Consider the following 13,065-nt stretch of genomic DNA (forward strand, 5'->3'; position numbering starts at 1 on the left):
AAGGGGGTTCAGGCGACGGCGTAGTGGAGATGGGTGACGCCGGGCGCGGCCACGGCCTCGACCAGGTCCAGCCGCACGTGCGCGGGCAGCTCCCGGAAGAACGACCGGCCGCCGCCGAGCAGGACCGGGACCTGGTGGAGCACGATCTCGTCGACCAGGCCGGCCTGCAGCGCCGAGGTCAGCACGCCGCCGCCCATCAGGCCGACGTCCTTGCCGCCGGCCGCCTCGCGGGCCGCCGCGATCGCGTCTTCGACGTTGCCGACGAGCGTCTGCCGCTCGGTCAGCTCCGGCGCGGGCCGGTGGCTGACCAGGAACAGCGGGGCGTCCGGGTGCGGGCTGCCGCCGCCGAAGCGCTCCGAGTCTTCGTAGGTGTTGCGGCCCGCCACGATCGCGCCGACCCGGCCGGCGAGCGAGTCGAAGACGCGGGCGCTCGGCTCGCTGAGCTCGAAGAAGTCGAAGACGCTGCTCTGGGTGTCCCCGTCGGAGTACCAGTCGAAGAGCGTCCCGCCGTCGCCGAGGCCCTGGCCGGGACGGGCGCCGCGGCCGGTGATGTAGCCGTCGACCGACACGGCGTGGGCGCTGAAGACCTTGCTCATCGTGGCATTCCCTTCTGGGTTCCTTCAGGAGACTCCAGAACCGTAGCAGTCGAAGTTCCCTAAGGGAACCCCGAATGCTAAACTCGGCTCATGCAGCGCACGAACTTCAGCGAACTGGCCGCGTGCTCGATCGCGCGCACGCTCGACGTCATCGGCGAACCCTGGTCGCCGCTGATCCTGCGGGACGTGTGGGCCGGGTTCAGCCGGTTCGAGCAGCTCCAGGCGGATCTCGGCATCTCGCGCAAGGTGCTCACCGAGCGGCTGAACCACCTGGTCGGCTCCGGCGTCCTGGAGCGCCGCCCGTACGACCGCCGTCCGCGCTACGAGTACGTCCTGACCGAGAAGGGCACCGAGCTGGTCGACATGCTGATGGTGATGACCCGCTGGGGCGACAAGTGGCTGGCGGGCGAGGCGGGGCCGCCGGTGCTCTACCGCCACCACGCGTGCGGCGAGATCAGCCGCGTCGACCTGCGCTGCGCCCACTGCGGCGAGCCGATGCACGCCAACGACGTCGAATTGCTGGCCGGGCCCGGCTCGGCCGGCTGAGCACGCCGGGCCGCGGATCACGGCAGCCGCGGCCGGCCCACCACTTCCCGCAACCGCCGGAGCGTGCGCAGCGTCGTCTCCAGATCCTCCAGCGGCACCTCGGCCGCGGCTTCCTCCGCCCATGCGACCTGCGCCGCGCCCAGTTCCCGCATCGCCGCCCGCGCCCGCCGCGTCAGCGACAGCAGCGGCGCCCGCGCGTCGGCGGGGTTCGGGAGGCGGTCGAGCATTCCGTTGCGCAGCAACCGGTTCACCGTCTCCTGCACGCTCTGGCGGCGCAGCCCGCGGCGGCGGGCCACCTCGGCGGCGGTCGCCGGGCCGTCCTCGAGGAAGCCGAGCACCTGCCACTGCGCCGCGGTCAGCCCGACCGGCCCGGTGAGCGCGTCGCCCGCGGCGAGGAAGCCGCCGTTGCACGCGAAGACGGCGTCGATCACGCGGGTGAACGTTTCGGCTCGGGGCGACCGCATGCGTGCTAGTCTCGCACATCGACAGGCACCTGTCGAAATGGAGACGACCATGGACATGCCCCGCCTCGGCCCCGCGCACGACGCGCTGAAGGCGTTCGTCGGCGACTGGACCGGCACCGAGGAACTCGCCGCCTCGCCGTGGGCGCCGGCCTCGACCGCGTCCGCCGAGTGTGCCTACCGGTTGGCCCTCAACGGTTTCGCCGTGGTCCAGCACTACCGGCAGCGCCGCGAGGACGGGTCGGAGTTCCTCGGCCACAACGTCTTCACCGCCGACCCGGCCACCGGCGAGACGCTCTGGTACGGCTTCGACAGCTACGGTTTCCCGCCCGAGTCACCCGCGCGCGGCGCCTGGACCGGGGCGACCCTGACCCTGGAGAAGCGGACCGCGCGCGGGATCGCGCGGCACCGGCTCACCCCCGAGGGCGGGACGCTGACGCACGAGATCGACGTCCGGATGGGTGAAAACCCAGCGTACAGCCCGTTTCTGCGGGCCAGGTACACCCGGACGGGCCAGTAGCGGACCGGAAACTGTCGGACCCCCGGAGTACTGATGGAGGCGTGACCGGAACCGCCGACCCGCCCCCGCTGATCGGGGTCGAGAACGTCAAGATGCCCGAGTGGGCCCGCGTGGACGAACGCGTGGCCGCCGCGGGCTTCGGCCAGGCCGTGCGCACGCTGCCCACGGCGATCTCGGTCGTGCTGCGGCTGGCGTGGCGCACGTCGCCGCGGCTGACGCTGCTGGCCGCCTTCGTGCACGTCGTCTCCGGCTGCGTCACGGCGTTCGGGCTGCTCGCCACCGCGAACGTCTTCACGGCGCTGCTCGAACAGGGCCCGACACCGGATCGGGTGCTCCAGTCGCTGCCGGCGATCGCGGTCGTCACCGGGTCGTACGCGGCGCGCGCGTTGCTGGACGCGGCGGTGGCCGCCGTCGAAGGGGCGCTGCGGCCACGGGTCACCGCGGCGGCGGACGACGCGGTCACGGCCGCGGTCGTGCGCGTCGGGCTGATCGCGTTCGAGGACGCGGACTTCCGGGAGCTGGCCCGGCAGGGCGCGCGGTTCGGGGTGCGGGCCATCGAAACGAGCCTGCGGCGGCTGGCCGACCTGACGTCGTCGGTGATCTCGCTGGCGGCGGCGATGGTCACCGCCGGGCTGCTCAACCCGTGGCTGGCCCCGGTGCTGCTGCTCGCCGCGGCGGCCGACGGCTGGGCCGCCGCGCGCGTCGCGAAGCTGAACTACCGGCACTTCCTGGACACCGTCGGGCGCAACATCCGCAAGTCGGTCGTCGAAGAGGTCGCCACCTGGCGCTCGATGGCCCTCGAGCGCCACGCTTTGACGCTGCAGGAGCCGCTGCTCGGCGAGTACCGGCGCATCTCGCGGAGCCTCACGCGCGAGGAGATCCGGCTGGCGCACCGGAGCAACCTGGTGCGCACCAGCGGGCGGGCGGCGGCCGGCTTCGGCACGGCGGTCGCGTACCTGGTGCTCGGCTGGCTGCTCTACACCGGCTCGATGGAGCTGGCGCTGGCCGGCACGGCGGTGCTGGCGATGCGCACGGCGTCCACCGCGCTGTCCAACACCATGCGGGCGGTCAACTCGCTGTACGAGGACTCCTTCTACATCGGGTTCTACAACCAGCTGCTCGAGGAGTCGCGGAAGCGGCAGCCGCCGCCGGCGTCGGTGGCAGCGCCCGCCGACCCGGCCGAGATCCGGCTGGACGGCGTCACGTTCACGTACCCGGGCCGCGACAGCCCGGCGCTGCGGGACGTCTCGCTGACGATCCGGCGCGGCGAGGTGGTCGCGCTGGTCGGCGAGAACGGCTCGGGCAAGACCACCCTCGGCAAGCTCCTCACCGGCCTCTACCCGCCGGACGAGGGCACGGTCCACTGGGACGAGGTCGACCTCGCGCGCGCCGATCCGGCGTCGGTGCACGAGAACATCGCGGTGATCGCCCAAGAGCCGGCGGAGTGGCCGATGACGGCGGCGAACAACATCACGGTCGGCCGCCTCGGCCGCCCGGACCCGGAGCGGCAGGCGTGGCGCGAAGCCGTCGACTATTCGGGCGCGGACGAGGTGATCGGCTCCCTCCCGGCGGGGGAAGACACGGTCCTGTCGAAGAAGTTCGACGAGGGCCACGACCTGTCCGGCGGCCAGTGGCAGCGAATGGGCATCGCCCGCGGCATCTACCGCGATGCCTCGGTTTTGGTAGCCGACGAACCCACGGCGGCGCTGGACGCCCGAGCGGAAGCCCGCGTGTTCGCCGGCCTTCAGCACGCGAGCCGCTCAGGCCGCGGCCGCCGCACCACGGTCCTGGTAACGCACCGCCTGGCCAACATCCGCTCGGCGGACCGCATCCTGGTCCTGGAGAAGGGAAGACTGATCGAGGAGGGCACCCACGACGACCTGATCCGAGCAGGCGGGGTCTACCACGAGCTGTACGAGATCCAGGCTCGCGCCTACCGCAACACCCCACCCTGACCCAGGCAGTCGGTTCGCCGGCCGACCCTCCAGGCACTCGAACCGACCCTGCAGGCACGCCAGCCGACCCTTCCGGTACGCGAGTTCGCCGGTCGGGTACGCGGAACTCGCGTGATCGGTGGCGGATCTGGCGTGACTCGCGGCGAAACTCGCGTGATTGGCGGCGGAACTCGCGTGATTGGAGGGGTATGGACCTCAGGTGGCGAGGGTCAGGGAGCCCAGGTGGGAGAAGTGGGCGGCGACACGGGAGCCCCGGCGGAGCGGGACCGCGTCCGTCATGCCGCCCGTCAGGACCAGCCAGCCCGGCTCCAATGCCAAGCCCCGGGCCGCAAGGGCGTTCGCCGCCAGGGCCAAGGCCTCCGCCGGGTGGCCCTGGACCGCCGCTCCCGTGGCCGTGTCGACTATCTGGCCGTCGACCTCCAACAGCGCCGCCTCCAGTGACAAATCCAGCGCTGCAGGAGGCACCCCGACCGGGCCCACGCTGAAGTACGCCGACGAACCGTTGTCCGCGACCGCGTCCGGCAGCGTGAACCGGTAGTCCTTGTACCGGCTGTCGATCACCTCGATGCCGCCGTACACCCGGTCGACCGCCGCCAACGCCGTTGCCGCCGTCACGCCCGGGCCCGCCAAGCGGCGGCCCAGCACGAACACCAGCTCCGGCTCCGCGCGCGGGTGGATCAGCGAAGGCACCGGCACGCCCGCCGGCAGCACCATCGCGTCGGTCAGCCAGGCCAGCAGCGGCGAATCGATCCCCATCCGCTCCTGCTTGGCCCGCGAAGTCAGCCCCAGCTTCACCCCGATCAGCGTCTCGCCGCGGGCCCGGCGCTGCCGCAGGGCCTCGTCCTGGATCGCGTACGCCGTGTCGACGTCGAGGTCCGACCAGTCCGCCGAGAGCGGCGCGCGCTCCGAAACCGTCCCCAACAAGGAAGCAGCCGCTTCTCGCACGTTCACGATTCCTCCGAAAACACCGCGGTGACGCTGCCGATCCCGGCGATCGTCGCGACGATCGTGTCCCCCGGCGACACCGGGATCGCCCGGGTCATCGACCCCGGCAGCACGACGTGGCCGGGCTCCAGGGTGACGCCCAGCGGCCCCACCGTGTTCGCCAGCCACACCAGCGAATTCAACGGCGACCCGAGCACCGCGCCACCCGCACCCGTCGCGGCCACCGCGCCGTTCTGGTACAGCACGCAGCCGGCCAGCCGGAGGTCCACCGAGCCCAGCGACGCCGGGCTGCTGCCCAGCACCACGCCACCCGACGACGCGTTGTCCGCGATCGTGTCGAACAGCGAAATCTTCCAGTCCCGGATGCGTGAGTCGACGATCTCCAGCGACGGCAGCACGAACTCGACCGCCCGGACCGCGTCGGCGACCGTCACGCCCGGGCCGCGCAGGGCCGAGCCGAGCACGAACGCGATCTCCGGCTCGATCCGCGGCTGCAGGAACGCCGACGTCGGGATCGGCTGGTGCTCCAGGTGGAACATGCCGCCGGTGAGGTGCCCGTAGTCGGGCTGGTCGACGCCCATCTGCCGCTGCATCGCCGCCGACGCGAGGCCGACCTTGTGCCCGCGGACGGCGTCGCCGCCCTCGACCCAGTGCCGCACCTGCTCCTGCTGGATCCGGTACGCGTCCTCGACGCCCGCGTCGGGGTACGTCTTGATCAGCGGCTCGATCGGCTCGCGCGAGGCATAGGCCCGCGCCAGCGCCGAAGCGGCCTCCTGCACCTTGCTGACATCCACTTCCCGGACTCTGCCGTGCGAGACGACCGCACACAAGCGACGACGTTCCACCCAGCGGAACTCTCGCCGTACAACCTCTTGCGCGCGAGACAATTTGAGCGTACCGTGAACGACACACCAGGAAGGGACGTGAGGGACATGGCACCGACCCAGGCCGAGGTCACCAAGCTCGCCGAGGCCCGCGACGCACTGCGCGAACGCCACCTGCGCCCGGCCGCCGAACGCCCGGCGACGAACGGCCGCGGCATCCACCACACCGCGCTGATCTCCAGCGACGTCGAGCGGACCATCGAGTTCTACCAGGACATCCTCGGCTTCCCGCTCACCGAACTCATCGAAAACCGCGACTACCCCGGCTCCAGCCACTTCTTCTTCGACGTCGGCAACGGCAACGCGGTCGCCTTCTTCGACCTGCCCGGTCTGGACCTCGGCCCGTACGCGGAAGTCCTCGGTGGACTGCACCACCTGGCCTTGTCCGTCACGCCCGAACGGTGGAGCGCGATCAAGGACAAGCTCGACGAGGCCGGCGTGAAGTACCTGCTGGAGAGCAAGACGTCCATCTACCTGTCCGATCCGGACGGTGCCCGCGTCGAGCTGATCTCCGACCCGCTCGGCGAGATGTACGGCGAGAAGATCGGCTGAAAGCGTGGTCCGGACGTCGCGCGCCAACTAGCCTGTGCGCGACGTCTGGAGGTCCGATGTCCGATTGGTCGCTCTCCCGCGCGAAGGCGCGGCTCGATCACCGCGAGCTGCTCGACGAACTCACCGCGCGCACCCGGTTCGAGGTCCGGCTGCACCTGAACGAGCCGAACACGAACGGCGCCTACGACGAGCTCACGAGCATCTTCGCGATCGGGCACGGCGAGTGCGCCGCCCTCCTCGCGCACCACCGGCTGCTGCCGTGGTGGGAGCGGGCGCTGCTGTTCCGCTACGCGCGGCGCATGCACGGCAAGGCGATCACCCGCAGTGTCGGCGCGGTTCCCGCCGACGTGGCACCGCAGGCGGCCCGCGCGTTCGGCGCCGAAATCGCCGAACTGGCCCCCGGCTCCGGGGACACCGGCGCGAAGTACGACCTGCAGGGGCGCGGGCTGCTGACCGTGTTCCGGATCGCCGTCGGCGCCAAGGGCGCGATCTGGGCCGACCGCCACGAGGTCACGACGACGTCCGCCCGCAACATCCTGACCTGCGCCGCGACCTTCGCCCACCGGAAGCCCTGGCACGTCCTCTGGCCGGTCTACCGCGTGCGCGGCCTGCGGCTCTGGAAGCTTTGACCCGCGCACAGCGTTCAACCGGTATGACTCCAGAGGAGATCCTCGCCGGCGCGAAGACCATCGCCGTCGTCGGGCTGAGCCGCGACCCGGCCAAGGCCGCGCACGGCGTCCCGGCGGTCCTGCAGGCCCACGGCTTCCGGATCATCCCGGTGCACCCGACCGCGACCGAGCTGCTCGGCGAGAAGGTGTACCGGTCGTTGAAGGACATCCCGGAGCCGGTGGACCTCGTCGACGTCTTCCGGCCGTCCGCCGAAGCGCCGGGCATCGCGCGGGACGCCGTCGAGATCGGCGCGAAGGCGCTGTGGCTGCAGCAGGGCCTCGTCTCCGCCGAAGCGCGCCGCATCGCCGAGGAGAGTGGGCTCGCCTACGTCGAGAACCGGTGCACCGCCGTCGTCCGGGCGACCGCCTCGATCTCGAAGCACTAGCCGGTCGCTCCGAAGTGGACGATCCGGTGGTTGCCCGGCTCGGCGACCCAGACGCCGCCCGTGCCGTCGTCGGCCATGTCCCGCGGTGCGCCGATCGGCTCGGCCGTGTCGGGTAGCGCGGCGCCCGTGCGCGTGTCGAACCGGGCGATGCGCCCGGTGTCGTCGACCAGCAGCAGGCCCGCCGGGTCGAGGGCGACCGCGCGAGGCCGGGTGAGCCCGGCGAACTCGCGCAGGAACCCGCCCTGCCACGAAAACTGCACCACGCGGCGGTTGCCGGTGTCGGCGACGTAGACGTTGCCCGCCGCGTCGACCGCCACCGCTTCCGGTGCCTTGAGCCGTCCGGCCAGGACGCGCACGAGCGCGCCGTCGCGGGTGAACGCCTGGACCCGGTCGTTGCCGGTGTCCGCCACCCACACGCGGCCGCGGGTGTCGACGGCGATCCCGGACGGCGCGCGGAACTGCCCCGGCCCGGTGCCGGGTCCGCCGAACGCACGCGGGAGCGCGGCGACTTCACTGCTGGTCACAGCATCAGGATCACCGGCCGCGAGCCACGGCGGCCAGCGCCTGGACGAGTGTTCAGCGACTGTTCCGCCTCCGCTCACCAGCTCCAGCGGGAGCACGTCCGCCGGTCGAGGAAGCTGTACGCGGGCAGTGGGCCGACCCAGTCGGCCTGGACGCCCTCGTTGCGCGCGAGCCCGGCGACGGTGTCCCGGACGACGAGCAGGTCACCCAGCCCGACCAGGAACGCCCACCGCTCGTCGGCGCTCTCGCCCGCGGGCAGCGCCACCGAGTCGCGGGCGCGTTCGGCGACCCGGGAGAGCAGGACGTCCGAGCGGGCCGCCCGCCACGCCGAGCCGGGTTCGGAGAACCGGAGGCAGACGTGCACCTCGGCCAGCCCGTCGAGCCGGTCGAGGTCGGCGCGGTAGGTGTCGGCGGCCGGGGCGAGCACCTCGGTGCGGACGGCGTCTTCGTCCTCGGCCACGGTGCCGAACCGGACCGGCAGCACCGGACCGCCCTCGACCAGCGCGGACACCACCGCCAGGTGGGCCGCCGGGTCGGGCTCGGGATCGCCGACGACCATCGCCAGGTCCTCCCAGCTCACCGTGCGGGGCGCCCGCGGGTGTCCGGACCGGACGACGCCGTACAGCTGCAGCGTCACTGCTGTTCGACGGGGATGGCGGGCTCCACCGGGACGGCGACGGCCGGTGTCGGCGGCGGGGGCGGGATCAGCCCGACGGTCTGCTCGAGCCCGATGGACACCTGCCCGGGGTTGGGCTGCTGCGCCTGCGCGTTGACCCGCTGCATCGCTTCGAGGTAGCGGATGTAGGTGTCGACGCTGGCGATGACCACCCTGGCCTCGATCGAGAGCAGTTCGATCCCGATCAGGGACACCTTCACCGTGGCGTCGATGACGAGCCCCTTGTCCAGCAGGACGTTGAGGGTGTCGGTGAGGGTCCCACCGGTCTGTCCCGGTCTGGTCACTTCGCTCCTTCGGTCGCGGGGATTTCGTCAGGGATGCCGTCGAGGGCGGCGCGGATCTCGGCGAACCGGAGCTCCAGCGCGATGAGGGCCTGGCCGAGCGCTTCGACCTGGTCCGGGGTGAGGGTGCCGGCGTCGAGCCGCCGCAGGGCCTGCCGTTCGAGCACCTCCTTGAGGATGTCCAGCACGGTGACGACGAGGTGGCCGAGCCCGCGGCCGGCGTCGGCGGCGATCCGCTGGGTCATTCGCCCGTCCCGTCCAGCCCGAGCAGCAGCAGCCGCAGGTCGAGCCGCACGAGGTCGATGCCGGCGAGGGAGATGATCACGTCCCCGGTGACGACGGCCCCGCGGTGCACGACCCGGTCGAGCAGGTCGACGACGGCCTCGGCGGCGTTGGTGCCGGACGGGGTGAAGACCTCGGCGAGCACGTCGGGCTCAGCCATGCGCCGTCGCTCCGAGCTCGACGTCGGTGAACGAGTACGGCGGCCACGGCCCCGACGTCTCCACGGTGGCGCCGGCCGCGCTCAGCTCGCGGGCGAACCACTCGGTCTCCGCGTGGAAGTCCGCTTCGCGGCCGGTCTCCACCAGGTACGCCGTGTTCATCAGCACCCCGTGCGGCCGCGCGCGTTCCACGCTGTCCGCCGCGTGCCGGCGCAACGCGTCCCCGAGCCGGCCGGCCGCGCCGGTGACGTCTTCACGCGCCCGCTGGATCGCCTTCAGCCGTTCGCGCCGCCGCACCAGGTACTGCGTTCCCGTCAGGCCCGCCGCGTCCGGCCGGGTGGTGGCCGCCGGCTCGGTGTGGCGGACCCGGACGCCCCACTCGCGGTGCCCGGCCACCTCGTCGAGGCAGTCGAGCGCCTGGTCGTAGCCCGCTTCCAGGAGCCGGCGGGCGGCGTCCTCGCCGTCGAGGACCGTGCCGAACCGCAGCGGCAGCACCGGCTCGCTGCGGAACACCGCGCGCACCACGGCGTCGTGCTCGCGGGCCAGCTCGGCGAGCGTGCCGTCGACCGGGTCGAGCGTGTCGATGCGGTCGAACCGCGCCGGCGCCACCTCGGACACGACCACGCCGAGGTCGCGGTAGCCGATCAGCCGCGGCACCGGGCCGATGTCCAGGCCGGCCGGACGGTTGCGGGTGATCGCGTACGCGCACAGCCAGTTTCCGGTGCTCACCGCGCTTCGTCCCTCCCGCCCGGCACGGGCAGCCGGGCCTCCAGTTCGGCGACGCGCGCCGCCAGATCGGCCTTCCCCAGTTCCGCTCGCGCGGCGTTCGGGGCGAAGAACGGATCGTTCGTCCACCAGTCCATGCCCATTTCCCGGGCGGTCTGCGCGGACGCGATGAACAGCCGGATCCGCAGGGTCAGCAATTCGACGTCGACGACGCTGACGCCGATGTCACCGGCGATGACGACGCCCTTGTCGAGCACGCGCTCCAGAATATCCGCCAACGAATCGGACGAAGCGGCCAATCTGTCGACCTTCCTTTCAGGAATCGGTGGCACCCCGGGTGAACCGGCGCAGCCGCTCACACGCGCCGAGCTCGCCGTCGGCGTCGACGTCCACCCGGTAGGTGGCCATCACGCTGGTGGAATCCGGGATCCGGGCCAGTTCGACGACGTCGACGAGCACGGACCAGCCCCCGTCGCCACGACCGCGGATGCCGGTCACGGCGTGCGGGGTGAGCCCGGTCACCATGCCGAACTGGTCCTTCGCGGCTCGAATGGCGTCGGCGGCACGCAGCCGGGAAACGGATTTCTCGGAGGCTTCGGGAGTATTTTTGCTTTGGGCAGGGAACGGCAGTGGCGATTCCGGCATCGCTTCCCTCGTCACGGGTGGGTGGCCCACGGTAGCAACGCTCAGCGGCACGTGCAGCGCGGTCAGGGGACGGTATTTTCACCGGTTCGCGCGGAAGATTGGGCGATCCGCGGCAACCAGCGGGAGCAAACGGCGCAATGCGCGGACACCCGGCGGCACCAATTTCCGGAAAATGCCCGGTTGATTACGATCGAGTAACGTCTACCAGCCGGTAGCCCACGCCGCGGACCGTCTCGATGGTGTGGGTGCCGAACGGCGCGTCGATCTTGCGCCGCAGGTAGCCGATGTACACCTCGACGACGTTCTCGTCGCCGTCGTAGTGCGCGTCCCAGACGTGGCTCAGGATCTCGTTCTTCGACAGCGCCGTCCCCGCCCGCCGCAGCAGGAACTCCAGCAGGCCGAACTCCCGCGCGGTGAGCTCGATCCGCTTCTGTCCCCTGTGGACGGTACGGGCGGACGGGTCGAGGCGCAGGTCGCCCGCCTCCAGCACGGCCGGGCGGGCCGGCGCGCCGCGGCGCAGCAACGCGCGCAGCCGGGCGATCAGCACGACGAAGGAGAACGGCTTGGACAGGTAGTCGTCGGCGCCGAGGTCGAAGGCGTCGGCTTCGTCGTACTCGCCGTCCTTGGCCGTCAGCATCAGCACCGGCGTCCAGTTCTCCGCCGCCCGCAGGCGTTTGAGCACCTCGTAGCCGGACAGCTCGGGCAGCATGATGTCGAGCACCACGACGTCGTAGGCGTGCTCGGTCGCCCGCCACAGGCCTTCTTTGCCGGTGTGCGCGACGTCGGCGGTGAAGCCCTCGGCCACCAGCCCCCGCCGCAGCGTCTCCGCGAACTCGCGCTCGTCCTCCACGATCAGCAGGCGCACTACTCCTCGGCCTCCTTCGGCAGTTCGATCACCGGCAGCTCGATCACGAACCGCGCGCCCGGCTCGTCCGACTCGGCGTAGCGCGCCCGGCCGCCGTGGCGCGCCGCGATGCCCGCCACGATCGGCAGGCCCAGCCCGGTCCCGCCGTGTCCGCGCTGCCGTGACGCGTCGAGCCGGACGAACCGCTCGAAGATCCGCTCCCGGTCGGCGGGCCCGACACCGGGGCCGTCGTCGCTCACCTCGACGACGGCCACGTCACCGCGCACCGCGCTGCTGACCCGGATGCGCGAGCGCGCGTGCCCGCGCGCGTTGTCGACCAGGTTGCGCACCGCCCGCCGCAGCTGGGCCTCGCTGCCGTGCACCTTCGCCGGCCCGGCCCGGACCTCGACGTCCACCGCGCTCTCGCCGCGCAGCCGCTCGGCCTCGGCGCGGACGATGTCGTCGAGGTCGACCTCGGTGCGCTGCGGCCGGTCGGTCGCGTCGTCGGTGCGGGCCAGCATCAGCAGGTCGTCGACCAGCTCGCGCAGCCGCGCGGTCTCCCGGTCAATCACCGGCACCAGGTCGCCGGTGCTCTCCGGGTGCCGGCCGGCGACGTCGAGCGCGGTGCTGATCGTCGACAGCGGCGAGCGCAGTTCGTGGCTGGCGTCCGCGACGAACCGGCGCTGCGCGGCCTGCGCCGAGGCCAGCCGGGCCAGCATTTCGTTGAGCGTCACGGCCAGGCGGTGCACCTCGTCGCCGCCCGGCGGCAGCGGGACGCGTGCGGCGAGGTCGCGGGTCGAAATCTCGGCGACGGTCCGGCGCATCCGCTCGACCGGCCGCAGCGCCGAGCCGACCGCGCGGTACACCGCGAGCCCGGCGATCGCCAGCAGCGGCACGGCGATGAGCCCGAGCAGCAGCGTCAACCGCGTCGACGCCTCCGTGACCGGTTCCAGCGAGCGCGCGGAGATCACCGTGAACGGGCCGCCCGGCCCGGCCACCTCCTGCGACACCACCCGGTAGTCGTCGTTGTCGCCGTTCAGCCCGAGCGGCAGCGTTTCGACGATCTCGTGCCCGATGACCGGGCGGGCCACGGTCAGCGGCGGGTGCCCGACGATCGCGGGATCGCTCGCGATCGGCGTTCCCCGCGCGTCGAGCACCTGCGTGACGGCCTCGGTGTCACCGGTGCTGGCGACGTCGCTCGCGCTCAGGTCGCGCGCGCCCTCGCGGATGAGCTGGATGGCGACCTGCCGCCCGGTGCTGCGGGCACTCTCGGTGACACTGCGGTCGAGCGATTCCTCCAGCAGCAGCACGACGACCACGCCACCGACGGCAATGGCCAGCGCGAGCGCGAACACCGCCACCGCGGTGGTGCGCATCCGGACGCCGGTCGCGGCGATCACCCTGCCCAATCTCACCAA

General features: G+C 72.2%; 20 protein-coding genes. 6 read left to right on the forward strand and 14 right to left on the reverse strand.

The window, feature by feature from the left end; genetic code table 11:
* Positions 1-8: 8 nt before the first annotated feature.
* A complete protein-coding gene (locus ACWEGE_RS17765) occupies positions 9-596 on the reverse strand; it encodes a dihydrofolate reductase family protein (protein WP_449661541.1) in 588 nt (195 codons plus the stop codon).
* Positions 597-686: 90 nt separating this feature from the next.
* Here ACWEGE_RS17765 and ACWEGE_RS17770 point away from each other — a divergent pair, with 90 nt between their 5' ends.
* Positions 687-1,142 (forward strand): winged helix-turn-helix transcriptional regulator, encoded by a 456-nt coding sequence (locus tag ACWEGE_RS17770; protein WP_449661542.1) that lies wholly within the window; start codon positions 687-689, stop codon positions 1,140-1,142.
* 17 nt (positions 1,143-1,159) lie between these two features.
* Here the strand turns inward: ACWEGE_RS17770 and ACWEGE_RS17775 are convergent, their stop codons facing one another.
* Positions 1,160-1,606, reverse strand: a complete 447-nt coding sequence (locus ACWEGE_RS17775) for a MarR family winged helix-turn-helix transcriptional regulator (RefSeq protein ID WP_449661543.1) — start codon at positions 1,604-1,606, stop codon at positions 1,160-1,162.
* 49 nt (positions 1,607-1,655) lie between these two features.
* On the opposite strand from ACWEGE_RS17775, the gene ACWEGE_RS17780 reads away from it, so the two are divergent.
* A complete protein-coding gene (locus ACWEGE_RS17780; protein ID WP_449661544.1) occupies positions 1,656-2,123 on the forward strand; it encodes a DUF1579 family protein in 468 nt (155 codons plus the stop codon).
* Positions 2,124-2,164: 41 nt separating this feature from the next.
* Positions 2,165-4,078: an ABC transporter ATP-binding protein gene (locus tag ACWEGE_RS17785; protein ID WP_449661545.1), complete on the forward strand. Its 1,914-nt coding sequence runs from the start codon at positions 2,165-2,167 to the stop codon at positions 4,076-4,078.
* Positions 4,079-4,273: 195 nt separating this feature from the next.
* On the opposite strand, the gene ACWEGE_RS17790 is transcribed toward ACWEGE_RS17785, so the two are convergent.
* Positions 4,274-5,029, reverse strand: coding sequence for a 2-keto-4-pentenoate hydratase (locus tag ACWEGE_RS17790; RefSeq protein ID WP_449661546.1), 756 nt, complete (start codon positions 5,027-5,029; stop codon positions 4,274-4,276).
* Positions 5,026-5,817: a 2-keto-4-pentenoate hydratase gene (locus tag ACWEGE_RS17795; protein ID WP_449661547.1), complete on the reverse strand. Its 792-nt coding sequence runs from the start codon at positions 5,815-5,817 to the stop codon at positions 5,026-5,028. Before ACWEGE_RS17795 ends, ACWEGE_RS17790 begins: the two co-directional genes overlap by 4 nt.
* Positions 5,818-5,955: 138 nt before the next feature.
* Here ACWEGE_RS17795 and ACWEGE_RS17800 point away from each other — a divergent pair, with 138 nt between their 5' ends.
* Genes ACWEGE_RS17800 through ACWEGE_RS17810 form a run of 3 tightly spaced genes read left to right on the forward strand, consistent with a single transcriptional unit; the run spans position 5,956 to position 7,513 of the window.
* Positions 5,956-6,459: a VOC family protein gene (locus ACWEGE_RS17800; protein WP_310968855.1), complete on the forward strand. Its 504-nt coding sequence runs from the start codon at positions 5,956-5,958 to the stop codon at positions 6,457-6,459.
* Positions 6,460-6,515: 56 nt separating this feature from the next.
* Positions 6,516-7,088 (forward strand): hypothetical protein, encoded by a 573-nt coding sequence (locus ACWEGE_RS17805; protein WP_449661548.1) that lies wholly within the window; start codon positions 6,516-6,518, stop codon positions 7,086-7,088.
* Positions 7,089-7,111: 23 nt separating this feature from the next.
* A complete protein-coding gene (locus tag ACWEGE_RS17810; RefSeq protein ID WP_449661549.1) occupies positions 7,112-7,513 on the forward strand; it encodes a CoA-binding protein in 402 nt (133 codons plus the stop codon).
* Here ACWEGE_RS17810 and ACWEGE_RS17815 read toward each other — a convergent pair.
* The 10 genes from ACWEGE_RS17815 to ACWEGE_RS17860 all read right to left on the reverse strand — a co-directional run bounded on the left by ACWEGE_RS17815 (position 7,510) and on the right by ACWEGE_RS17860 (position 13,062).
* Positions 7,510-8,037 (reverse strand): NHL repeat-containing protein, encoded by a 528-nt coding sequence (locus ACWEGE_RS17815; RefSeq protein ID WP_449661550.1) that lies wholly within the window; start codon positions 8,035-8,037, stop codon positions 7,510-7,512. The two genes, ACWEGE_RS17810 and ACWEGE_RS17815, sit on opposite strands and share 4 nt — an antisense overlap.
* Before the next feature lie 74 nt (positions 8,038-8,111).
* Complete coding sequence (locus ACWEGE_RS17820) at positions 8,112-8,672, reverse strand: GvpL/GvpF family gas vesicle protein (RefSeq protein WP_449661551.1); 561 nt, start codon at positions 8,670-8,672, stop codon at positions 8,112-8,114.
* Positions 8,669-8,995, reverse strand: coding sequence for a gas vesicle protein GvpJ (gene gvpJ, locus ACWEGE_RS17825; protein WP_449661552.1), 327 nt, complete (start codon positions 8,993-8,995; stop codon positions 8,669-8,671). Before gvpJ (ACWEGE_RS17825) ends, ACWEGE_RS17820 begins: the two co-directional genes overlap by 4 nt.
* Positions 8,992-9,237 carry a gas vesicle protein K gene (locus ACWEGE_RS17830; RefSeq protein WP_449661553.1) on the reverse strand — a complete coding sequence of 82 codons (246 nt, stop codon included), beginning with the start codon at positions 9,235-9,237 and terminating at the stop codon, positions 8,992-8,994. Before ACWEGE_RS17830 ends, gvpJ (ACWEGE_RS17825) begins: the two co-directional genes overlap by 4 nt.
* Positions 9,234-9,434, reverse strand: a complete 201-nt coding sequence (gene gvpJ / locus ACWEGE_RS17835; protein WP_449661554.1) for a gas vesicle protein GvpJ — start codon at positions 9,432-9,434, stop codon at positions 9,234-9,236. Before gvpJ (ACWEGE_RS17835) ends, ACWEGE_RS17830 begins: the two co-directional genes overlap by 4 nt.
* The gene (locus tag ACWEGE_RS17840) at positions 9,427-10,161 is read right to left on the reverse strand and encodes a GvpL/GvpF family gas vesicle protein (protein WP_449661555.1); all 735 of its coding nucleotides are present in this window, start codon (positions 10,159-10,161) and stop codon (positions 9,427-9,429) included. Before ACWEGE_RS17840 ends, gvpJ (ACWEGE_RS17835) begins: the two co-directional genes overlap by 8 nt.
* The gene (locus ACWEGE_RS17845) at positions 10,158-10,457 is read right to left on the reverse strand and encodes a gas vesicle protein (protein ID WP_449661556.1); all 300 of its coding nucleotides are present in this window, start codon (positions 10,455-10,457) and stop codon (positions 10,158-10,160) included. The genes ACWEGE_RS17840 and ACWEGE_RS17845 overlap by 4 nt, the downstream gene beginning before the upstream one ends.
* Before the next feature lie 16 nt (positions 10,458-10,473).
* Positions 10,474-10,803 carry a gas vesicle protein GvpO gene (locus ACWEGE_RS17850; RefSeq protein ID WP_449661557.1) on the reverse strand — a complete coding sequence of 110 codons (330 nt, stop codon included), beginning with the start codon at positions 10,801-10,803 and terminating at the stop codon, positions 10,474-10,476.
* Positions 10,804-10,987: 184 nt separating this feature from the next.
* Entirely contained in the window at positions 10,988-11,668 is a 681-nt protein-coding gene (locus ACWEGE_RS17855) for a response regulator transcription factor (protein WP_449661558.1), read from the reverse strand.
* On the reverse strand, positions 11,668-13,062 hold the full coding sequence (locus ACWEGE_RS17860; protein WP_449661559.1) for a sensor histidine kinase: 1,395 nt from the start codon (positions 13,060-13,062) through the stop codon (positions 11,668-11,670). The genes ACWEGE_RS17855 and ACWEGE_RS17860 overlap by 1 nt, the downstream gene beginning before the upstream one ends.
* Between the last annotated feature and the right edge of the window lie 3 nt (positions 13,063-13,065).

It is taken from the genome of Amycolatopsis sp. NPDC004747, assembly GCF_053601335.1.

Coding starts and splice junctions, on each gene's coding strand:
- ACWEGE_RS17765 (WP_449661541.1), bottom strand. CDS start 596: ATGAGCAAGGTCTTCAGCGCCCACGCCGTGTCGGTCGACGGCTACATC.
- ACWEGE_RS17770 (WP_449661542.1), top strand. CDS start 687: ATGCAGCGCACGAACTTCAGCGAACTGGCCGCGTGCTCGATCGCGCGC.
- ACWEGE_RS17775 (WP_449661543.1), bottom strand. CDS start 1,606: ATGCGGTCGCCCCGAGCCGAAACGTTCACCCGCGTGATCGACGCCGTC.
- ACWEGE_RS17780 (WP_449661544.1), top strand. CDS start 1,656: ATGGACATGCCCCGCCTCGGCCCCGCGCACGACGCGCTGAAGGCGTTC.
- ACWEGE_RS17800 (WP_310968855.1), top strand. CDS start 5,956: ATGGCACCGACCCAGGCCGAGGTCACCAAGCTCGCCGAGGCCCGCGAC.
- ACWEGE_RS17805 (WP_449661548.1), top strand. CDS start 6,516: ATGTCCGATTGGTCGCTCTCCCGCGCGAAGGCGCGGCTCGATCACCGC.
- ACWEGE_RS17810 (WP_449661549.1), top strand. CDS start 7,112: ATGACTCCAGAGGAGATCCTCGCCGGCGCGAAGACCATCGCCGTCGTC.
- ACWEGE_RS17830 (WP_449661553.1), bottom strand. CDS start 9,237: ATGACCCAGCGGATCGCCGCCGACGCCGGCCGCGGGCTCGGCCACCTC.
- gvpJ (WP_449661554.1), bottom strand. CDS start 9,434: ATGGCTGAGCCCGACGTGCTCGCCGAGGTCTTCACCCCGTCCGGCACC.
- ACWEGE_RS17850 (WP_449661557.1), bottom strand. CDS start 10,803: ATGCCGGAATCGCCACTGCCGTTCCCTGCCCAAAGCAAAAATACTCCC.